This is a genomic window from Pedobacter nyackensis (assembly GCF_900176505.1).
GTDB lineage: Bacteria > Bacteroidota > Bacteroidia > Sphingobacteriales > Sphingobacteriaceae > Pedobacter > Pedobacter nyackensis.
The window spans coordinates 815,633-830,932 of the sequence record NZ_FWYB01000001.1 but is presented as its reverse complement, the minus strand read 5'-3'; the positions used below and the strand labels follow the sequence as shown (position 1 = coordinate 830,932).

Annotated in this window: 14 protein-coding genes; 2 read left to right on the top strand and 12 right to left on the bottom strand. The window is 36.3% G+C overall.

Translation table 11 applies throughout. From position 1 onward, the window contains the following. Positions 1–600: TlpA family protein disulfide reductase (locus B9A18_RS03475; RefSeq protein WP_235005221.1), on the top strand; the 600-nt coding region annotated here is incomplete at its 5' end. 319 nt (positions 601–919) lie between these two features. Beyond that, positions 920–1,432 carry a GNAT family N-acetyltransferase gene (locus tag B9A18_RS03470; RefSeq protein ID WP_084287261.1) on the top strand — a complete coding sequence of 171 codons (513 nt, stop codon included), beginning with the start codon at positions 920–922 and terminating at the stop codon, positions 1,430–1,432. A 309-nt stretch (positions 1,433–1,741) separates the two neighbouring features. Here the strand turns inward: B9A18_RS03470 and B9A18_RS03465 are convergent, their stop codons facing one another. From B9A18_RS03465 to B9A18_RS03410, 12 genes are all read right to left on the bottom strand, one after another. Beyond that, on the bottom strand, positions 1,742–2,776 hold the full coding sequence (locus tag B9A18_RS03465) for an alpha/beta fold hydrolase (RefSeq protein WP_159452595.1): 1,035 nt from the start codon (positions 2,774–2,776) through the stop codon (positions 1,742–1,744). Between the two features lie 967 nt (positions 2,777–3,743). Next, entirely contained in the window at positions 3,744–4,268 is a 525-nt protein-coding gene (locus tag B9A18_RS03460; RefSeq protein ID WP_084287259.1) for a hypothetical protein, read from the bottom strand. A gap of 97 nt (positions 4,269–4,365) precedes the next feature. Next, positions 4,366–4,608 carry a hypothetical protein gene (locus B9A18_RS03455; protein ID WP_084287258.1) on the bottom strand — a complete coding sequence of 81 codons (243 nt, stop codon included), beginning with the start codon at positions 4,606–4,608 and terminating at the stop codon, positions 4,366–4,368. Positions 4,609–4,820: 212 nt separating this feature from the next. After that, a complete protein-coding gene (locus tag B9A18_RS03450) occupies positions 4,821–6,128 on the bottom strand; it encodes an HlyD family secretion protein (protein WP_084287257.1) in 1,308 nt (435 codons plus the stop codon). A 1-nt stretch (position 6,129) separates the two neighbouring features. Beyond that, positions 6,130–8,325 (bottom strand): peptidase domain-containing ABC transporter, encoded by a 2,196-nt coding sequence (locus tag B9A18_RS03445; RefSeq protein WP_084287256.1) that lies wholly within the window; start codon positions 8,323–8,325, stop codon positions 6,130–6,132. 48 nt (positions 8,326–8,373) lie between these two features. Beyond that, positions 8,374–9,048, bottom strand: coding sequence for a glycosyltransferase family 25 protein (locus tag B9A18_RS03440; RefSeq protein ID WP_084287255.1), 675 nt, complete (start codon positions 9,046–9,048; stop codon positions 8,374–8,376). Positions 9,049–9,053: 5 nt separating this feature from the next. Next, complete coding sequence (locus B9A18_RS03435; RefSeq protein WP_144009383.1) at positions 9,054–9,698, bottom strand: glycosyltransferase family 25 protein; 645 nt, start codon at positions 9,696–9,698, stop codon at positions 9,054–9,056. 487 nt (positions 9,699–10,185) lie between these two features. Further along, positions 10,186–11,517, bottom strand: coding sequence for a TlpA family protein disulfide reductase (locus B9A18_RS03430; RefSeq protein ID WP_084287253.1), 1,332 nt, complete (start codon positions 11,515–11,517; stop codon positions 10,186–10,188). Between the two features lie 141 nt (positions 11,518–11,658). Beyond that, entirely contained in the window at positions 11,659–11,937 is a 279-nt protein-coding gene (locus tag B9A18_RS03425) for a hypothetical protein (RefSeq protein ID WP_084287252.1), read from the bottom strand. 211 nt (positions 11,938–12,148) lie between these two features. Next, positions 12,149–13,240 carry a peroxiredoxin family protein gene (locus B9A18_RS03420; protein WP_084287251.1) on the bottom strand — a complete coding sequence of 364 codons (1,092 nt, stop codon included), beginning with the start codon at positions 13,238–13,240 and terminating at the stop codon, positions 12,149–12,151. An 86-nt stretch (positions 13,241–13,326) separates the two neighbouring features. Continuing rightward, positions 13,327–13,563 carry a hypothetical protein gene (locus B9A18_RS03415; protein WP_084287250.1) on the bottom strand — a complete coding sequence of 79 codons (237 nt, stop codon included), beginning with the start codon at positions 13,561–13,563 and terminating at the stop codon, positions 13,327–13,329. 144 nt (positions 13,564–13,707) lie between these two features. After that, the gene (locus B9A18_RS03410) at positions 13,708–15,294 is read right to left on the bottom strand and encodes a thioredoxin domain-containing protein (RefSeq protein WP_084287249.1); all 1,587 of its coding nucleotides are present in this window, start codon (positions 15,292–15,294) and stop codon (positions 13,708–13,710) included. Between the last annotated feature and the right edge of the window lie 6 nt (positions 15,295–15,300).

The following is a 15,300-nucleotide window of genomic DNA, read 5'->3' as shown; positions in this document are numbered from 1 at the left end:
TTTTTGTGGAATGAAATGATGCAAGATAAATTTCAGCCTGTTTTACTTGAGTTATTTAATGATTTTAAAAAACAATATCCGAAAAGTAATTTCTCAACTCACTTACAAAGTAACGCAAAGCAGATTGAGGATTTTAATAAGAAAAAAAACGAAGATTTAAATCAAAAACAAAAAATAATTGCTGACTATGGAAAGATTAATTCCTTTGCGCAGCTGCTTAACCAATTTGGAGATAAAACCGTTTTTATAGATGTTTGGGCCACCTGGTGTTGGCCATGTAAAGCAGAATTTAAGTATAGCAAAGATCTGGAGCAATTCCTCAACGCTAAAGGAATCGAAATGCTATTCATTTCAACAGACAAAGATGAAGTGGATGAACAATGGAAAACCATGATCAAGTATTACAATTTGAAGGGCTGGCATATCAGGGCAAATAAAGTATTATTACAAGATCTAATGGATAAATTCTGGGATGGGAAAGGTTATGCCATACCTCGTTATATTTTAGTTAGCGGAGGAAAGGTTATCAATGCAAATACACTGAAACCCAGCGACAAAGAGCAGCTTTATAGCCAACTGACCACTGAGCTCAAAAAATAGTTCTTTTCCGTAATTGCCCATTCCTGATATAAGGTCTGATAAGTGAATATCTCCTATATCTCTTTTGGCTCCAGAGCCTATTTCAACCAATTTCTCTACTCGGGGAAAATGGTCTTGTGGCTGTTCTCCTGAATTTTTTACAAGCGAGTTCAGCCTTTTCTATAACATTCCTTCCAAAATGCAGGCGGCTCAATGCCTGAACTGCGTAGGTAAATAGTTCCCGGTGCCCGATGATAAATTTCGTTGTTTATCGAAAGCAATGGCTATTGCGTTTGGAAATGTGGTGCAATAACTTTAGGTTTAGTAGAACATTAACAATATGATTAAAGCATACAATAATTCAGACTTTAAATTATTAGAATCTTGGGTGACTGATGCAGCGCTTTTACTTCAATTCTCTGGGACAGACTTTACTTTCCCCCTCACAGAACAAAAAATAGCAGATTACCAAACGGAGCATCCTGATCGTCATCTCTATATGGGTTATACAATTGATGGAGTGCCTTTTGCATTTGGAGAGATCATTCCTCAAGAAAGCGGCTATCCAAAACTTGCCAGGATTCTTGTTGGAGAGCCATCACTCCGAAACCAGGGATTGGGAAGATATTTTATTAAATTGCTATTGAAAGAGTCTAAGCGACTCTATAATACGGATCGCGTGGAGCTTTTTACATGGGAAAAGAATCATGTGGCAATTAGGTGTTACGAGTCGGTTGGCTTCAAATTTTTACCCGAGTTATACAAAACAATTTTTCACGAAAGCGTAAACTATAACATCCACAAGATGATTTATACTGATGTAAATAGCAAACATACTTCCATCAATTTTTAGCAAAAGTAATTCATGTATATATTGGTGATTCTAAGCCAAATGTATCGCTTGGATAGGCCACTCGCATTCGTGATACGGGTGGCCCGTTAATTTGGAGTTATTTTATTCACTTTACTCACCAACGCATAATACATAGAAATAACAATTCTATTGTCATTACCATAAAGCATGGCGCTACCTTCTTCTATTTTAAGAGTCTATGGATAAAAGTTGATGAAAGTAATGAATAATATATGGTTTTTCTATTGGTCTGCCAGCAATCCAAGAGAATGAATTGGAGTTGGTTCAGCTATCATTTTGGCTTGAATATTAATATGTGCGTTCTTTTTTATATGATTCATCTAAAAATCCTAGTAGGTCCTTAGTAAACCTGGCAGGATGTGCATAATGGATATTGTGTTCTGTATTAGGATAAACTATATAGGTTATAAAGTTCGGATGGGCCTTTTTCAATGCTTCATTTTCTTTTTCGAAAGGCATTGAATCATTATCACTAACAGGATCAAGAATCAAAACCGGTATGCAAAGATTCCTAAAAATGATCTGGGGCTCCATTATCACCATTGACCTGGCAAAAAGCGGTACTCTTGATGGACGTAAGATTAAATCAGAAAATTGATGTCTATTTTCCAGATTAAAGAGGTTCATCATCTCTGAATAAATAACTCCCCAACCTCCAGTTTTGTTCTCTTTTAATAATGCAAAAATCGGAAATTGGTTACCAATTTCGTTCGAATCATACAACGAGTTAAACGCTTCAAATTGTGTGGGAAAAGTTCTATCCCAAGGAATAGCTTGTTTTAAATCGAATTTCTTTGATATCTGTTCTAGTTTCTCCGAATCTAGCTTCTGATAATATGTATTGGCAGCAACCGAACCACCATCTTCAAGTATCAGACCCAATACATTTTTTGGGTAGGAATCGTAAAATGCTGTGGCAACACACCCTCCCCTTGAGAAACCACCAACGAAAGCTTTTTCAATTGAAAGTTTATCCATTAAAAATTTGATATCGTCAGCTACATGGTAAATAGAAACCTCATGATCAGGGATAGGGGTTTGACCGTGTCCATAATAATCAATGGCGATGACATAATAACCAGCCTTGACAAGGCTATCAGCTATATCCAGAAATTCGTAGCCGCTATTCATGCTTCCATGGGCCCAAATTAGACAAGGGTTGCCAGGATTCCCCCAACTTAGATAGTGCATACTAACATTCCTAGTTTGTACAGAGCCACCATGGCTCCGCTCGAAAGCCAAAAATTCTTTCTTCGCACTACTATAGACCTGAATTGTCAGAGGTTCTTTTTTGGCTTGCCCATTTACTGCTTCCAACTGCAAGATCAATGCGACTAAGAGTATAAGGTATTGTACTCGAAAAATCATTTACAAAAGTACTAATGTTTAACCTAATGTAAGCGGTATAAAACTACAGAGAAAATGGCAATTAGGAATACACAATAATTGACAACAATAGTGCATAGTAAACCAAATGGACAGTGATGTCCATTCCATCACAAGAATTGCTCAGCAACAAACATAATAAACTTTGGAATAGAAGCGATACCTTATTACAAATTTGGTGGATTCCACCAAATAACTATGAAAAACAGATATAAAATTCCGAAAGTTATAATTTCAAAAGATCTTGACAGGAGATTATTTGAAATCATCCCCACCATTTTAGGTTAACTCTTGCTTATCCCGAATAATATTTTGAGCTTAGATATAACCAGATAACCAAGACGCTTCTCAATCATGCAAAAACCTTTCCCGATTAATGCTGCGTTGCAGCCCCTCGTTTATACACCTTTTAACTGCAATGCCTGTGTCTGCATTGGGCATATGGAATTGCCGCGCTACAATACCCCACAAATCAAATCATCAACTACCATTCAAAAAAGATCACAATAAATAAACCATTTAAACCAAAACATATGGACTTTAAAGATCAAATAGCGCAGCTTGCGGCACGTGTACCTGAATAGCGATTGGATTTCAACCAAGGTTAGAATAAAAGATAAACTGGCCTTACTATTCTAAAAAACTATGCTTACTAATTAAGTCTTTTGTATTGGTTACCAATTTATCAAGTCGACCCTGTCTTTCTTTTGTCCATTCGTCACCGTTCAATAACTTAAAGCAATCGGCGTAGGCTTTAGATGTAGATTTTTTGATGTTAATGACCGCTTTTATCTTGGTAATAGATCTTGAACCAATAGCACATCTAGAAAATCTTAGATATATTGAAAGGATCTGTATGAATCACATATATAAAGTCCAAATAATGCTCCAAGAACGAATGCTTTTATCTTTTATTAACTTTTAAATTAATCATTCCAAATGGTGTCAGAGCTACATTTACTCTTGGATCCTTTTTGTCTAAATACTCAATTCCTTCAATTTGATTGAAACTTATTTGAGATAATTCAAACCTCTTCCTTTCATTTGATAACAATTCATTATTAACGGAAATGGGCAACTGGATATCTAAGGCGTATTTATAGTTCTTTATAAAGTCAGATCTAGAGTATAATATACTATCAATTTTGTCTTCAATATCCAGTGTTTCAAATTCTATGATCATTATTGGCTTAATTTTACTGTCAATTCCCATTTTTTTTATATCATCCAGATTTCTTACATGTTTGACGGATTTGAAGCCCTTGATAATAACTGAATCGCTTATAATTATACCGTCAACAATTCTTACATAATTGGTATTATTAATATTGACAAGCCTAGATTTTCTTATAGGCATCAAGTTATCGCTTTGAGAAAAAACACTCAGACATATAGGAATCATTAATAAAATTAAAGCAAATCTTTTCATATAATAAACTATTTAGTGTGATTTAAATATGAACAAAAAAAAGAACAAGTACAAATGCACTTGTTCCCTAAAACCTAGAGATTTTAGTTGAAATTAATTATGCGTATCCACATGGGTGAGGAGTTTGAATTACATCCTTGCAAAGACAATCTGTCATATTTTCAGCATTAGTACATGTTGTGTATCCACATCCTTCTGCTGTTATTAAAAAAAATGTGCCAACACAGCTTTCACTACCACTACCATCACCACTACCACTACCACCCAAGATTTTTTTTAGTTGCGCTCTACTTAATACTTCACCCCTAGATCTAATACTGTTTAATTGTAATTTTCTCATAATTGATTAAATTTTGTAATTAGCAATTTTGTCGTTCTTTCACGCAAGTCGACTTCAGCGACATGTTTTTATAACATCATGTTTGTTATTGGGACATTCTTTCTATTTACTTGTGATTAACACAATCTTATGTAATGTTTTCCAGGGAACTTTTCTATCTAAAAGAATACTTTTTATCAGGACTTACATACCATGTGTTTGCTAAAACTCTATTAATTACTATTTAACATTTTGATAATATTTCGCAGAAACCTTTGTAGCAGGGAGCTCTCTTCGGTAATGATCTCCGCATCTGCCTGCATGCCATTTTTTAATGAAATTTTGTGTTTAGCATCCTTATTCTCGTACCACTCGAAACTGATTTTCGCAATAAACACACTGTCTTTAAAAGCCACGTCCGAAATGTAGTTTACCCGGCCTCTAATCAACCCATATTGCTCGAAGGGGAAACTTCGCATTTTTACCAGTGTACGCTGCCCGGTTTTCACCTTACCCATATTGTATTGAGGGATATGGATTTCTCCGAAAAAATCTGTATTTGCCGGGTTGATGATAAACAATTCCTGATTGCCATTTACAGTCTGATTTTCCTGAACAATGCCTGCATAGCTCACTTTGCCACCCACTGGAGCACGCATAATGTACTGATTGATCCATGCATCTGTTTCGGTAATCATATTACTCAAGGACTGTACAAACTTGGCCCTTTCATCCTGTATAGTATGCTCCAGATCCAGTATCTCTTTCTTTTTGGATGCATAACTTACATTATTATTCAGTAAAGAGGTTGAGGTCTGTTGCAAGGGATACTGGCCAGACAGATACTTATTCTCCTGCTGTTTGTATTCACTGGTGGAAACAATCCCCTTCTGATAAAGCTTTTTGTACGACTCGAACTCATGCGCCACATTCGCATATTCCATTTCCTGGATCTTCCGCTGTGAGATAATCTGGTCTTTTAATTTGCCGATCTCTTTTAGATCCTGTTCCAGATATCTCTTCTTGCTCAGGTAATATCCGTCCTTTTGTGCGGAATTAAACTGAAGGTATTGCTGATAAAAATTCTGCCAGGCACCCTGCAGCTCACCAAGATTCAGCTCTTTAAGCAGCGATGTTTGGACAACACCTGAACTATTCAGTTCCTGGCTTATCTGCACAAGCATTTCATGAAGTTTTAGGACATCACTATGGTTTGCGGTACTCTCCATAAAAGCCAGAGACTGGTTTTGTTTTATCGTTTCACCTTCTTTGGCCAGCAATGCGATGATTTTACCGGTCTGCCTGACAAGCACCCCTTTTGGGGCATTTAGGGAATTTACTTTCAATGTAGTTTTTACAACATCGGGATATTGTATAAAGGCAGAAACTCCCATTATTGCAAGCAGGATCCCAAAAATCAGAGTAATCCCCCTTCGCAATATCCATGATGGGACAGCGGTAATAATTTCCTGAACCTCTTCGCTATTTACTTCCAGGCCATTTAGCCTCGTATCTACCATTTTCGCGTCTTCAGTTTCCATCTTATACCCCCAGTTCCAGTTGATTTTTTACCAGTTGATAGTATTCACCGTTGCTGTTTACCAGTTCATGGTGAGTGCCCTGTTCTATGATTACCCCTTTATCCAATACAATAATATTATCTGCGTTCTTTACCGTACTCAGGCGGTGGGCAACCACAACCACTGTTCGGCCTTTAAAGAAGGTTTCCAGGTTTTCCATAATGACCTTTTCATTGTTAGCATCCAGGGAATTGGTGGCTTCATCAAAAAAGATGTACTCCGGATTTTTATAAACTGCCCTTGCGATCAGCATCCGTTGACGCTGCCCCTGGCTGATTCCGTTTCCGGCAGCTCCAATTTTAGTATTTAGGCCCAATGGTAATTCTTCTATAAACTCGCTGATATTAGCCACTTTAATGGCATGAAGCAATTTGGTCATATCCGGGTATTCGTCACCTACAGCGATATTGCGTGCAATGGTGTCAGAAAAGATAAACCCGTCCTGCATCACGATGCCACATTTCCCACGCCAGTAGCGGTACCCGATCTGTTGCATATGGGTATTGCCCACTTTAATCTCTCCTTTTTGAGGTTCATAAAACCTGAGTAACAGCTTCAGGATAGTGGTTTTTCCACTTCCGCTCATGCCTACTATAGCTGTAGTTTTACCTTCCGGAATTTGTAGGGTAATATCCTGTAAAACGGGTTCATTTCCAGCGCCAGGGTAAGTAAATGAAATATGCTGCAGATTAATACTTTTATTCAAAGGCAGTTCATTTAGAAAGTTTTTTTCTACTGGCTCTTCGTCTTCCAGTTCATGGATCTCGTTTAACCTTTCTAAGCTAATTTTCGCATCCTGAAAGGATTGCAGGAAACCTAGTAGTTGTTCTATAGGGCTGTTCAGTTGTCCCACAATGTACTGGATGGCCATCATTGCCCCAAGAGTCAGTTGCCCGTCAATTACAGACTTTGCTACCATAAATGTAATCAGAATATTTTTCCCTTCATTAATGAAGAAGGTGCCAAATTGTTGATATTGCCCCAATGCAAGGCTTTTCATGCTGAATTTGAACAGCCCGGCCTGAATCCGTTCCCACTCCCATCGCTTCTGCTGTTCGCAATTATTGAGCTTAATTTCCTGCATGCCACCGATCAATTGTACAATATTACTTTGATTTTCTGAGGAGATGTCAAAACGCTTAAAGTCAAGCTCCCGTCTCTTCTTTAAAAAAAAAACTACCCATAAGCTATAAATCACACTACTGGCCAGGAAAATGATAAAAATGTTGAGGTTGTAATAAGCCAGTACGAATGAAAATATGACCAGGTTGAAAAGCGAAAAGATAGTACTAAGGGAGGAACCTGTTAAAAAACTTTGTATCCTGCCTTGGTCACTCATTCTTTGCATGATATCCCCGGTCATCTTGGTTTCAAAGAAGCTCATTGGAAGTTTCATCAACTTAATCAGAAAATCGGTGAGAATAGAAATATTTATTCTTGTGGTCATATGCAAAAGAATCCAGGAGCGGATGAAATCAACACTCATCCTTCCTAAAAAAAGCATGGTTTGGGCGATCAGTACAATATAAACGAAATTGAGGTTACGGGTATTGATCCCTATATCGACAACAGACTGCGTCAGGAATGGCAGGATCAGCTGCAATAAACTACCAACTCCAAGACCTACAAATAATTGGATGATCAACTGCTTGTATTTAAAAAGGTAACCCAGCATGTAGGTCAGGCTTAGTCCTTTTTCCGGGTCTCCACCTTGTCTGTAGAAATCAGGACTGGGAGAAATCATAAGGGTGATGCCCTCAGAACGCCCGTTATTCTGGGTACTTAACCAGTTCCTTAAAAACTCAGTTTCATTGTATTGGATTACGCCCTTTGCCGGGTCGGAAATGTGGTAAAGTTTTTTAGCAGATCCGGAGATTTTATATAATACCACAAAGTGGTTTTGCTTCCAATGTATAATGCAGGGCAAATCTATTTCCTGTAATTGATCTATACCAAACCTTACACCCGTAGTACGAAAACCAATCTTCTCTGCCGCCTCGCTAATTCCCAGCATAGACACTCCCTGCCTGTTAATGCCGGAAATTTCACGTAACCGCTGAAGGGTATAATTTCTTCCATAATGTTTAGCGATCATCCGCAAACACGTTGGACCGCAGTCCATCTGATCAGGTTGTTTAAAATGGGGGAATTTTTTCAAGTAATCTATAATTAATCGTGAATTAAAATGATATTGATGTTCTCCCGATCAAACCTCGGATCTGTATTTTAAATAAACGTTTTGGATAGTTTCCAAACGACTGATGGTTTTTTTTAACATATTCTGTACATGTCCCGGCTCTTCATCATGTATGCTGGTAATGTCTGAATATCCAAAATCTCGTTGCAGCGATATAAAAGGGAATAATGTCATTTTATGACTAGTCATTTCGGCTAAAACTACATCCGCAACATCATTGTCCTTGAATTTGTATTTAAGTATTTTGTCGAAAATCTTTTTAAACAATACAATGAATTGTGTTGACTCAAAAGGATTTACCCACATTCGGTTGGCAGTTAACGGTACCGCGTGTCCAAAACTTCTAATTCCACCCGATAAAATAGCAACCCCTTGTTCATTTGCTTCTATGATATTTTGGATTAAGTAAGCTTTAGAATAATGCGCTGTAAATTCGTGGTCATCCTTACAAATAATGATCACATCATCACCGTTTTCCTTAGCGAGTTTTACTACTTTAACCACACTTTCCCATAGTCCAACAGCGCCGATTTCATGTTTGTAGGCTTCAATAATATGAACCTCAAATTCAGGCTTGTCTTTAAACTGCTCTAATATATGGCTTAACCTTTCGGTTCTTTCTTTCAGGTTGATGATATACGTAGGAATCGTTATACCTTCGTAATCTACGATTTGATCTCCCATTTGTCTCAAAATTTTAAATTATAGAATGACCCCACCTTAACCAGGTGCACCAGTTTTTCGGAGGTTTTATCAAATATCTGTGTCACATATCCATCTACATTGTTTTTTGTTGTAGCATCAGAATAACCAAATTCCTTTTGGATCGAAATAAATGGGTACATCATAAACTTATTTACAGTCAATTCAGCGATCTTTCTATCTGCCGTATCCCCTTGATTAAAATGTGTGTTTATAATCTTATCAAAGAACTTTTTGTATACAACCACAAACTGGGTACCTGTAAACTGATCTACCCAAAACAAATTAGAGGACACCTGTACAGCATCACTGAACCAGCTAACCCCACCCATTAAAACATCAGCATTCTTTTCTTTCGCTTCCTCTATAGCTCTAAATAAAGCTTCCTTATTATAAGGTGTAGTGAACTCGTGATCATCTTCACTAATTATAATGTATTCCAGTGAAGAACACGATTCATTTGCAACAATATTCCTTATTGTTTTCCACAATCCGATTGCTCCGTTTTTATGCTCAACAGCCTCTGCTAGAGAGAAATCAAACTCACTTTTGAGCTTAAATTCCTGCATGATATGTTTTCTTCTATCCGGACGTTTTTTTAAATTAATAGCAAAAGTTTTGATTAGTTTCATATCCATGTGTTGAGTAGCAAGCTAGGCCAAAAATCTATTAGTAAAAACTTATTTGTATTACCGCAAAGTTCCCATTTTGAATTAAGTGGGATGTATAGTCTCTGATCTAATCTCATTTAATTAATTTTTCTAGGGCGCTTAGTAGCTCTTTTCCATTTTATAACATCATGCTTGTTATGGGGGCTGTCCTGTTGCAACTGGCAGCCCATTTTTGTACAAAAGATCTTTATTTATGCAAGTAAATATTTATATCATCTACCTATAAGGATCAACTAATTTGTATTTATTTATGAAAATGGCAGGTGTAAAGAAACTCCGCCATTTCACACCATTCTTTTTGCTTTCGTGTTACTACTTCAAGGGCTTCGCTTTTATTAACCGGATATTTTTTCGCCCAATTACCATAGTCTTTAATACTCTAATTGTACCAATCATTCAAGGCTTGTTCAACTAAACTCTTATTCTCCGAAAAGCTTAATAATAATCATTACTTATTGTTTAGCTCAATTAGGTTAATAATTTTGTTGACATTATCTCCTACCCCTCTAAACAAAATCTTTCCCGCCGGGTCAATTAGTATTTGAGTTGGGAAAGTAGTTACTTTAAATAATTTTATCAACGAATGTTTGTTCTCGCGATTATCTAAATCAAAAAGATGTGTCCAACTCATTTCATGCTTTTTAACAAGATCTTTTACTAGTGCTTCATCTCTATCAAATGCAATATTTACTACTTCGAGCTTATGCTTATATTTTTGATGAATTTTCTTTATTTCCGGTATTGCAGCTATGCAAGGGTTGCACCAACTTCCCCAAAAATCTAAAAGAACATATTTACCTTTTAAGGCCTCAAGATTAAATGACTTACCATATAAATCAGTTTTAGCAAAATTCTTTACAATTGTACCTGTATTTACACCATATGTACTGTATTGTTTTGCCCGTTGTTCTATATGCCGAAAATATAAGGTATCAAAAGATGTGCTTATACCTGAAAATACCAAAACTGAACCGGCAATCTTTATGGTATCTAATATATTATAATAGCTATTTTTATTTGTTCTATCTAAAGACCTATCATCTATGAATAGCTGCGTTTTCTGATCAGAATATTCGAAAATGGAAGATAATTGTACTTTTAATTTTGTAGTTGAAGTTTCTGTTTTTAGTATTCCACTAAGGCTACCTAACTGCTCTATCATTAAAAAGTACTTTTGCTCAATTGGGTTGGAATAACTATAACTTTTGAAATGCGTTATAGGTTTAATATAAAACGGTTTATTATAAATCTTGCCCTTACTCACATATTGCAGAACTACTTTTTCAAAATCCTGAATATGCGCCTGTTCGATTAAATTTTCTTTTTTTGCATTAAAAATATAGGCTCTATCATCCGAAAAATCACAATTAAAATTACTATCGAAACGAGCTTCGACAATACCTTCTCTATTAAGACCAATTAACACGAAAAGCAGATGATGGGTTGGGGTTCTACTCAGATCCAAACTATCGACATTAAAATATTTTAATCCTTTCACAAGATTGTCTTTACCTATTCTTTCTTTTTTTTGCAAATACATTTCAAAAAAACCTTGCTCTTGTTGTATGTCAACTTGTTTAATGAGACCTTCTTTAAAGCCTGTTGGCAGTATGAACTCATCTCTCGCCTCTTCTATTTTTTTATATAAAACAGGCGAGAAATTAGATTTTTCTGTAAAATTATAGCTTAATAAAATTTGTATATTTGGCGTTTGTTGTCCAAATAAGCTAAGGCTGATACCAAGATTTAATAATACAACTGTTGCTAATAATTTTTTCATAAAAAATATTTTAAAGAGCCTGTATCATAAATCATGATCAGGCTCTTTTTTGTTGTTTTTATTTGTATCCCCCTAAAGGAGCATTTTCGAATGTTGAATTCTCAGAGGTCGCTTTTGAATTGTGATACAACCTCTTTGGCGTTAGCAAGAGACAGATTCACCATCGCAGGATACAGATGTTTCACTTCTACTACAAACACCAACAGGACTTGTGCAAGTTACTGAACCGTTTTCAACTTCATCCCATTTACCAGTAACAGTATTGTAGGTTTTTTTATAACATTTTGTAGTCACTGTACATGTGCCATCTCCACTGCCATCCTCTTCACTTCCATTTCCCCCTAAAACTTGTTTCAATTGACTTCTGGTAAGCACTTCTCCTTTTTGAAAGGCAGAAGCATTTAAGCTTAATTTTTTCATACTTTTGTATAAAATTTAGTGATTAAATTTTGTAACCCTGCCACGCCGGGTTACCTCAAGCGGCATGGTTTTATAACATCATGCTTGTTATGGGGCTGTTCTGTTGCAACTGGCAGCCCCTTTTTTGTACAAAAAAATCTTTGCTTTAATTGAGTAAATATTTATATCATCTAATCTACAGGGATCAACAAGTTTATAACCATTTTTGAAGTTATTGAAGAATCTTCTCCAATGTTTCGATCAATGCCTTACCGTGTATATTTTTAGCAATGATCTTTCCGTTTGGTGAGATCAGGAAATTGCTGGGGACGGCTCTGATTACATACTTGCTAGAAACCTGGTTATCCCAGCCCTTTAAATCTGATATATGTACCCAGGGAAGTTTGTCCTTTTTAATAGCATCCAACCATAACTTTCGCTCTGAATCAAGCGAAACAGCTAGTATCTCAAAGTTTCTACCTTTAAACTGCTCATAAACCTTGATCAAATTTGGATTTTCAGCTCTGCAGGGTATACACCAGGAAGCCCAAAAATCAAGCAGCAAATATTTTCCCCGGAAATCCTCGAGTTTTACACGATTACCTGAGGTATCGGATTGCACAAAGGCAGGAGCCGTTCCATTTGCATAAAGACTGTCTATAGTATATTTTATAAACCTACCACTTGCATTACCTTGCGCATCTTTATTAAGCCTTTCATATAAATCGGAAATCTGTTTTTTAGGCACTAAATCCATAATATTTTTAAGTAGTATTGAATTAATACAGAAAGCTGGATTCGCTCTTATTCTATTTATGTTAAAACTCACTAGCTGTTGGTCATAAATCACTTTTACGGAATCATATTTGGCCTTTAATAAAGCAGTTTCCGCTTTACTGTTTTTTTCAAACCACTTATTTTGAGCATAGCGAGTGCTATTGTAAATGGGCTCATTTTTCCAATCGGTTAACCATTGCCCCATCTGCTGGTCGGATTTACTACCGGTTATCGTCGCATCAGCTAAACTAGTATCTGGTATATTGATTTTTACTATACCGGGTTCCAAATAGATTCCCCGATCCTGTTGATTAAACCTCACAAAAAAACGATCTCCCTTTCCAGTTACTATTTTCTTGATAGATTTTCCATTTATGATTTCAAGATCATAAATATTCACAGCCCTTCTGATGAAGGGATTACTTTCATAAACCTGCATTTTCGTGCCATTCTTAAATTTTGGTGCATGAATCTCAAGCAGAACGCTGTTTTGTGCAAAACAAGTACTTTGAGCCCAGAATAAGAATATTAATACTGAAAATTTCATAATCAAAATAATCGTTTTGTTGAGTAGTAGTAAACTTAATATAAAAATAACTATCAGGATAGTGATGTACTATCCTGATATCTTAATTACCAGCCAGGCAAATAACAACCTTTAGGTTTATTACTGCACTCATAAACGGCGTGTTCTATGCACTCAAGACCCTCGGCACATGCAGGAAGACTGCCACCGCAAGTATCTGGGCATACTTTGTCTCCACTCCCATCCTCTTCACTTCCATCTCCCCCTAAAACTTGTTTCAATTGACTCCTTGTAAGCACTTCCCCTTTCTGAAAGGCAGAAGCATTTAAGCTTAATTTTTTCATACTTTAGTATAAAATTTAGTGTGATTAAATTTTGTAATCCTGCCACGCCGGGTTACTTCAAGCGGCATGGTTTTATAACATCATGCTTGTTATGGGGCTGTTCTGTTGCAACTGGCAGCTCCTTTTTGTACAAAAGATCTTTATTTATGCAAGTAAATATTTTATATCATCTAACCTATAAGGATCAACTAATTTGTATCCATTTATAAAAATGGCAGGTGTAAAGGAAACTTCCGCCATTTCACACCATTCTTTTTGCTTTCGTGTTGCGACTTCAAGGTCTTCACTTTTATTAACCGGATATTTTTTGGCCCAATTACCATAGTCTTTACTACTCTGATTGTACCAATCATTCAAGGCTTGTTCGACTAAACTCTTATTCTCCGAAAAGCTTAATGCAGTAATATGTCTGGCAACCGTTGTACGCTCATCATCTTCATGATTCGCAGTTGTAAACAAAACTTTTAACTGAATGTCATCTCGCTCATTTAACCACTCATCAAGCGTCTTATGAGCCATGCCGCATGGTCCACAGTACGGATTACTCACCATCGTAATTACCGTTTCTGCTTCCGGATTTCCCAAAATAATAGGCATCAGATCATCAGGGACTAAATATTTAGTTTGTGAGCTCAACAACTGATTAAACAGTATACTATTGTATTTAAATTTTTTCAGTTGTTGATTTAATGGCTTCACATGTTCGGATTTCAACAAATAAGGCTTGATAAATGACCAGATGGCGACAGGCATTAAAAAACAAAGCGCAATGCCTACTATATCAGAGATTTCCAGATTTAAAGCTTGAAAAGAAAGCCTTGAGCCAAAAAAAGTTACTGCCTCCATCCACAACAACAACTGAACTGAACAACACAATACACACCAGTTCTTTATTTTAAGCTGATAGCCAATTGAATAGATAGTATAAGGTAGACATAATATATTCAGCCAACTTAGTAATACAATACTTGATGGGCTTAACAGCAGGCAAAACAAAGAACCTGAAAAATAAAACATGCCTACTTCGCTCCAGCTTAACCAGCTGGTGACTTTAGCCGCATCAGATTTTAATATAGCATTACAGTTGTTCTTCTTACCCAGGCTGCATAGGTTTTGTATAAACGGATTGTTGGCATTTATACTATGCATTAAAAGAAGGGAACTTATACCAATACCAACTAATTTTATCAGAACCAGACTTAGATAAAAAAGGCTGGCATTACCAACATTAATGGTATAAAACATACAGCAAAGCAATATTAACACAAGAAAAGGTAGACGGACTTCATTCAACCAGCCTTTGATTAAAGATTGTTTGTATTCCTTTTCACCGCTCATCTCATCTTTTTCCGCGTAAAGGATTACTCCATCCCAAATTCTAAGAAATTCAGAGAGTTTTAAATTTCCTTTCTTTTCCTTTTCGTTGCTGAAAACTACAGTATCTCGCTCAATTTCCTGAACCAGCACAAACTCACCTCCTTCTCTTTTTAAATGAGCAACAAATGGCAAAGGAAATTCTTGTACATCACATTTTTCCTTATTGATCTTGAAAGCTTCATTGGGTACACTCCAGGAAGTCAGGCAATCACTAAGTGCCAACATGCTTGGATAATCCGGATGGTCAAGTAGATCTTTTTCTATTGTAAAAGAACTAACAGGAACTTTTAATTTGTTAATTAATGAGTGTAATACATATATGGTATTCCCAGTACTATTTATGGAGCGTATCATAGAAAA

Excerpts from the sequence above, each read along its gene's own strand:
- B9A18_RS03470 (WP_084287261.1), top strand. The coding sequence starts at position 920 with ATGATTAAAGCATACAATAATTCAGACTTTAAATTATTAGAATCTTGG.
- B9A18_RS03460 (WP_084287259.1), bottom strand. The coding sequence starts at position 4,268 with ATGAAAAGATTTGCTTTAATTTTATTAATGATTCCTATATGTCTGAGT.
- B9A18_RS03455 (WP_084287258.1), bottom strand. The coding sequence starts at position 4,608 with ATGAGAAAATTACAATTAAACAGTATTAGATCTAGGGGTGAAGTATTA.
- B9A18_RS03450 (WP_084287257.1), bottom strand. The coding sequence starts at position 6,128 with ATGGAAACTGAAGACGCGAAAATGGTAGATACGAGGCTAAATGGCCTG.
- B9A18_RS03440 (WP_084287255.1), bottom strand. The coding sequence starts at position 9,048 with ATGGGAGATCAAATCGTAGATTACGAAGGTATAACGATTCCTACGTAT.
- B9A18_RS03435 (WP_144009383.1), bottom strand. The coding sequence starts at position 9,698 with ATGAAACTAATCAAAACTTTTGCTATTAATTTAAAAAAACGTCCGGAT.
- B9A18_RS03430 (WP_084287253.1), bottom strand. The coding sequence starts at position 11,517 with ATGAAAAAATTATTAGCAACAGTTGTATTATTAAATCTTGGTATCAGC.
- B9A18_RS03425 (WP_084287252.1), bottom strand. The coding sequence starts at position 11,937 with ATGAAAAAATTAAGCTTAAATGCTTCTGCCTTTCAAAAAGGAGAAGTG.
- B9A18_RS03420 (WP_084287251.1), bottom strand. The coding sequence starts at position 13,240 with ATGAAATTTTCAGTATTAATATTCTTATTCTGGGCTCAAAGTACTTGT.
- B9A18_RS03415 (WP_084287250.1), bottom strand. The coding sequence starts at position 13,563 with ATGAAAAAATTAAGCTTAAATGCTTCTGCCTTTCAGAAAGGGGAAGTG.
- B9A18_RS03410 (WP_084287249.1), bottom strand. The coding sequence starts at position 15,294 with ATGATACGCTCCATAAATAGTACTGGGAATACCATATATGTATTACAC.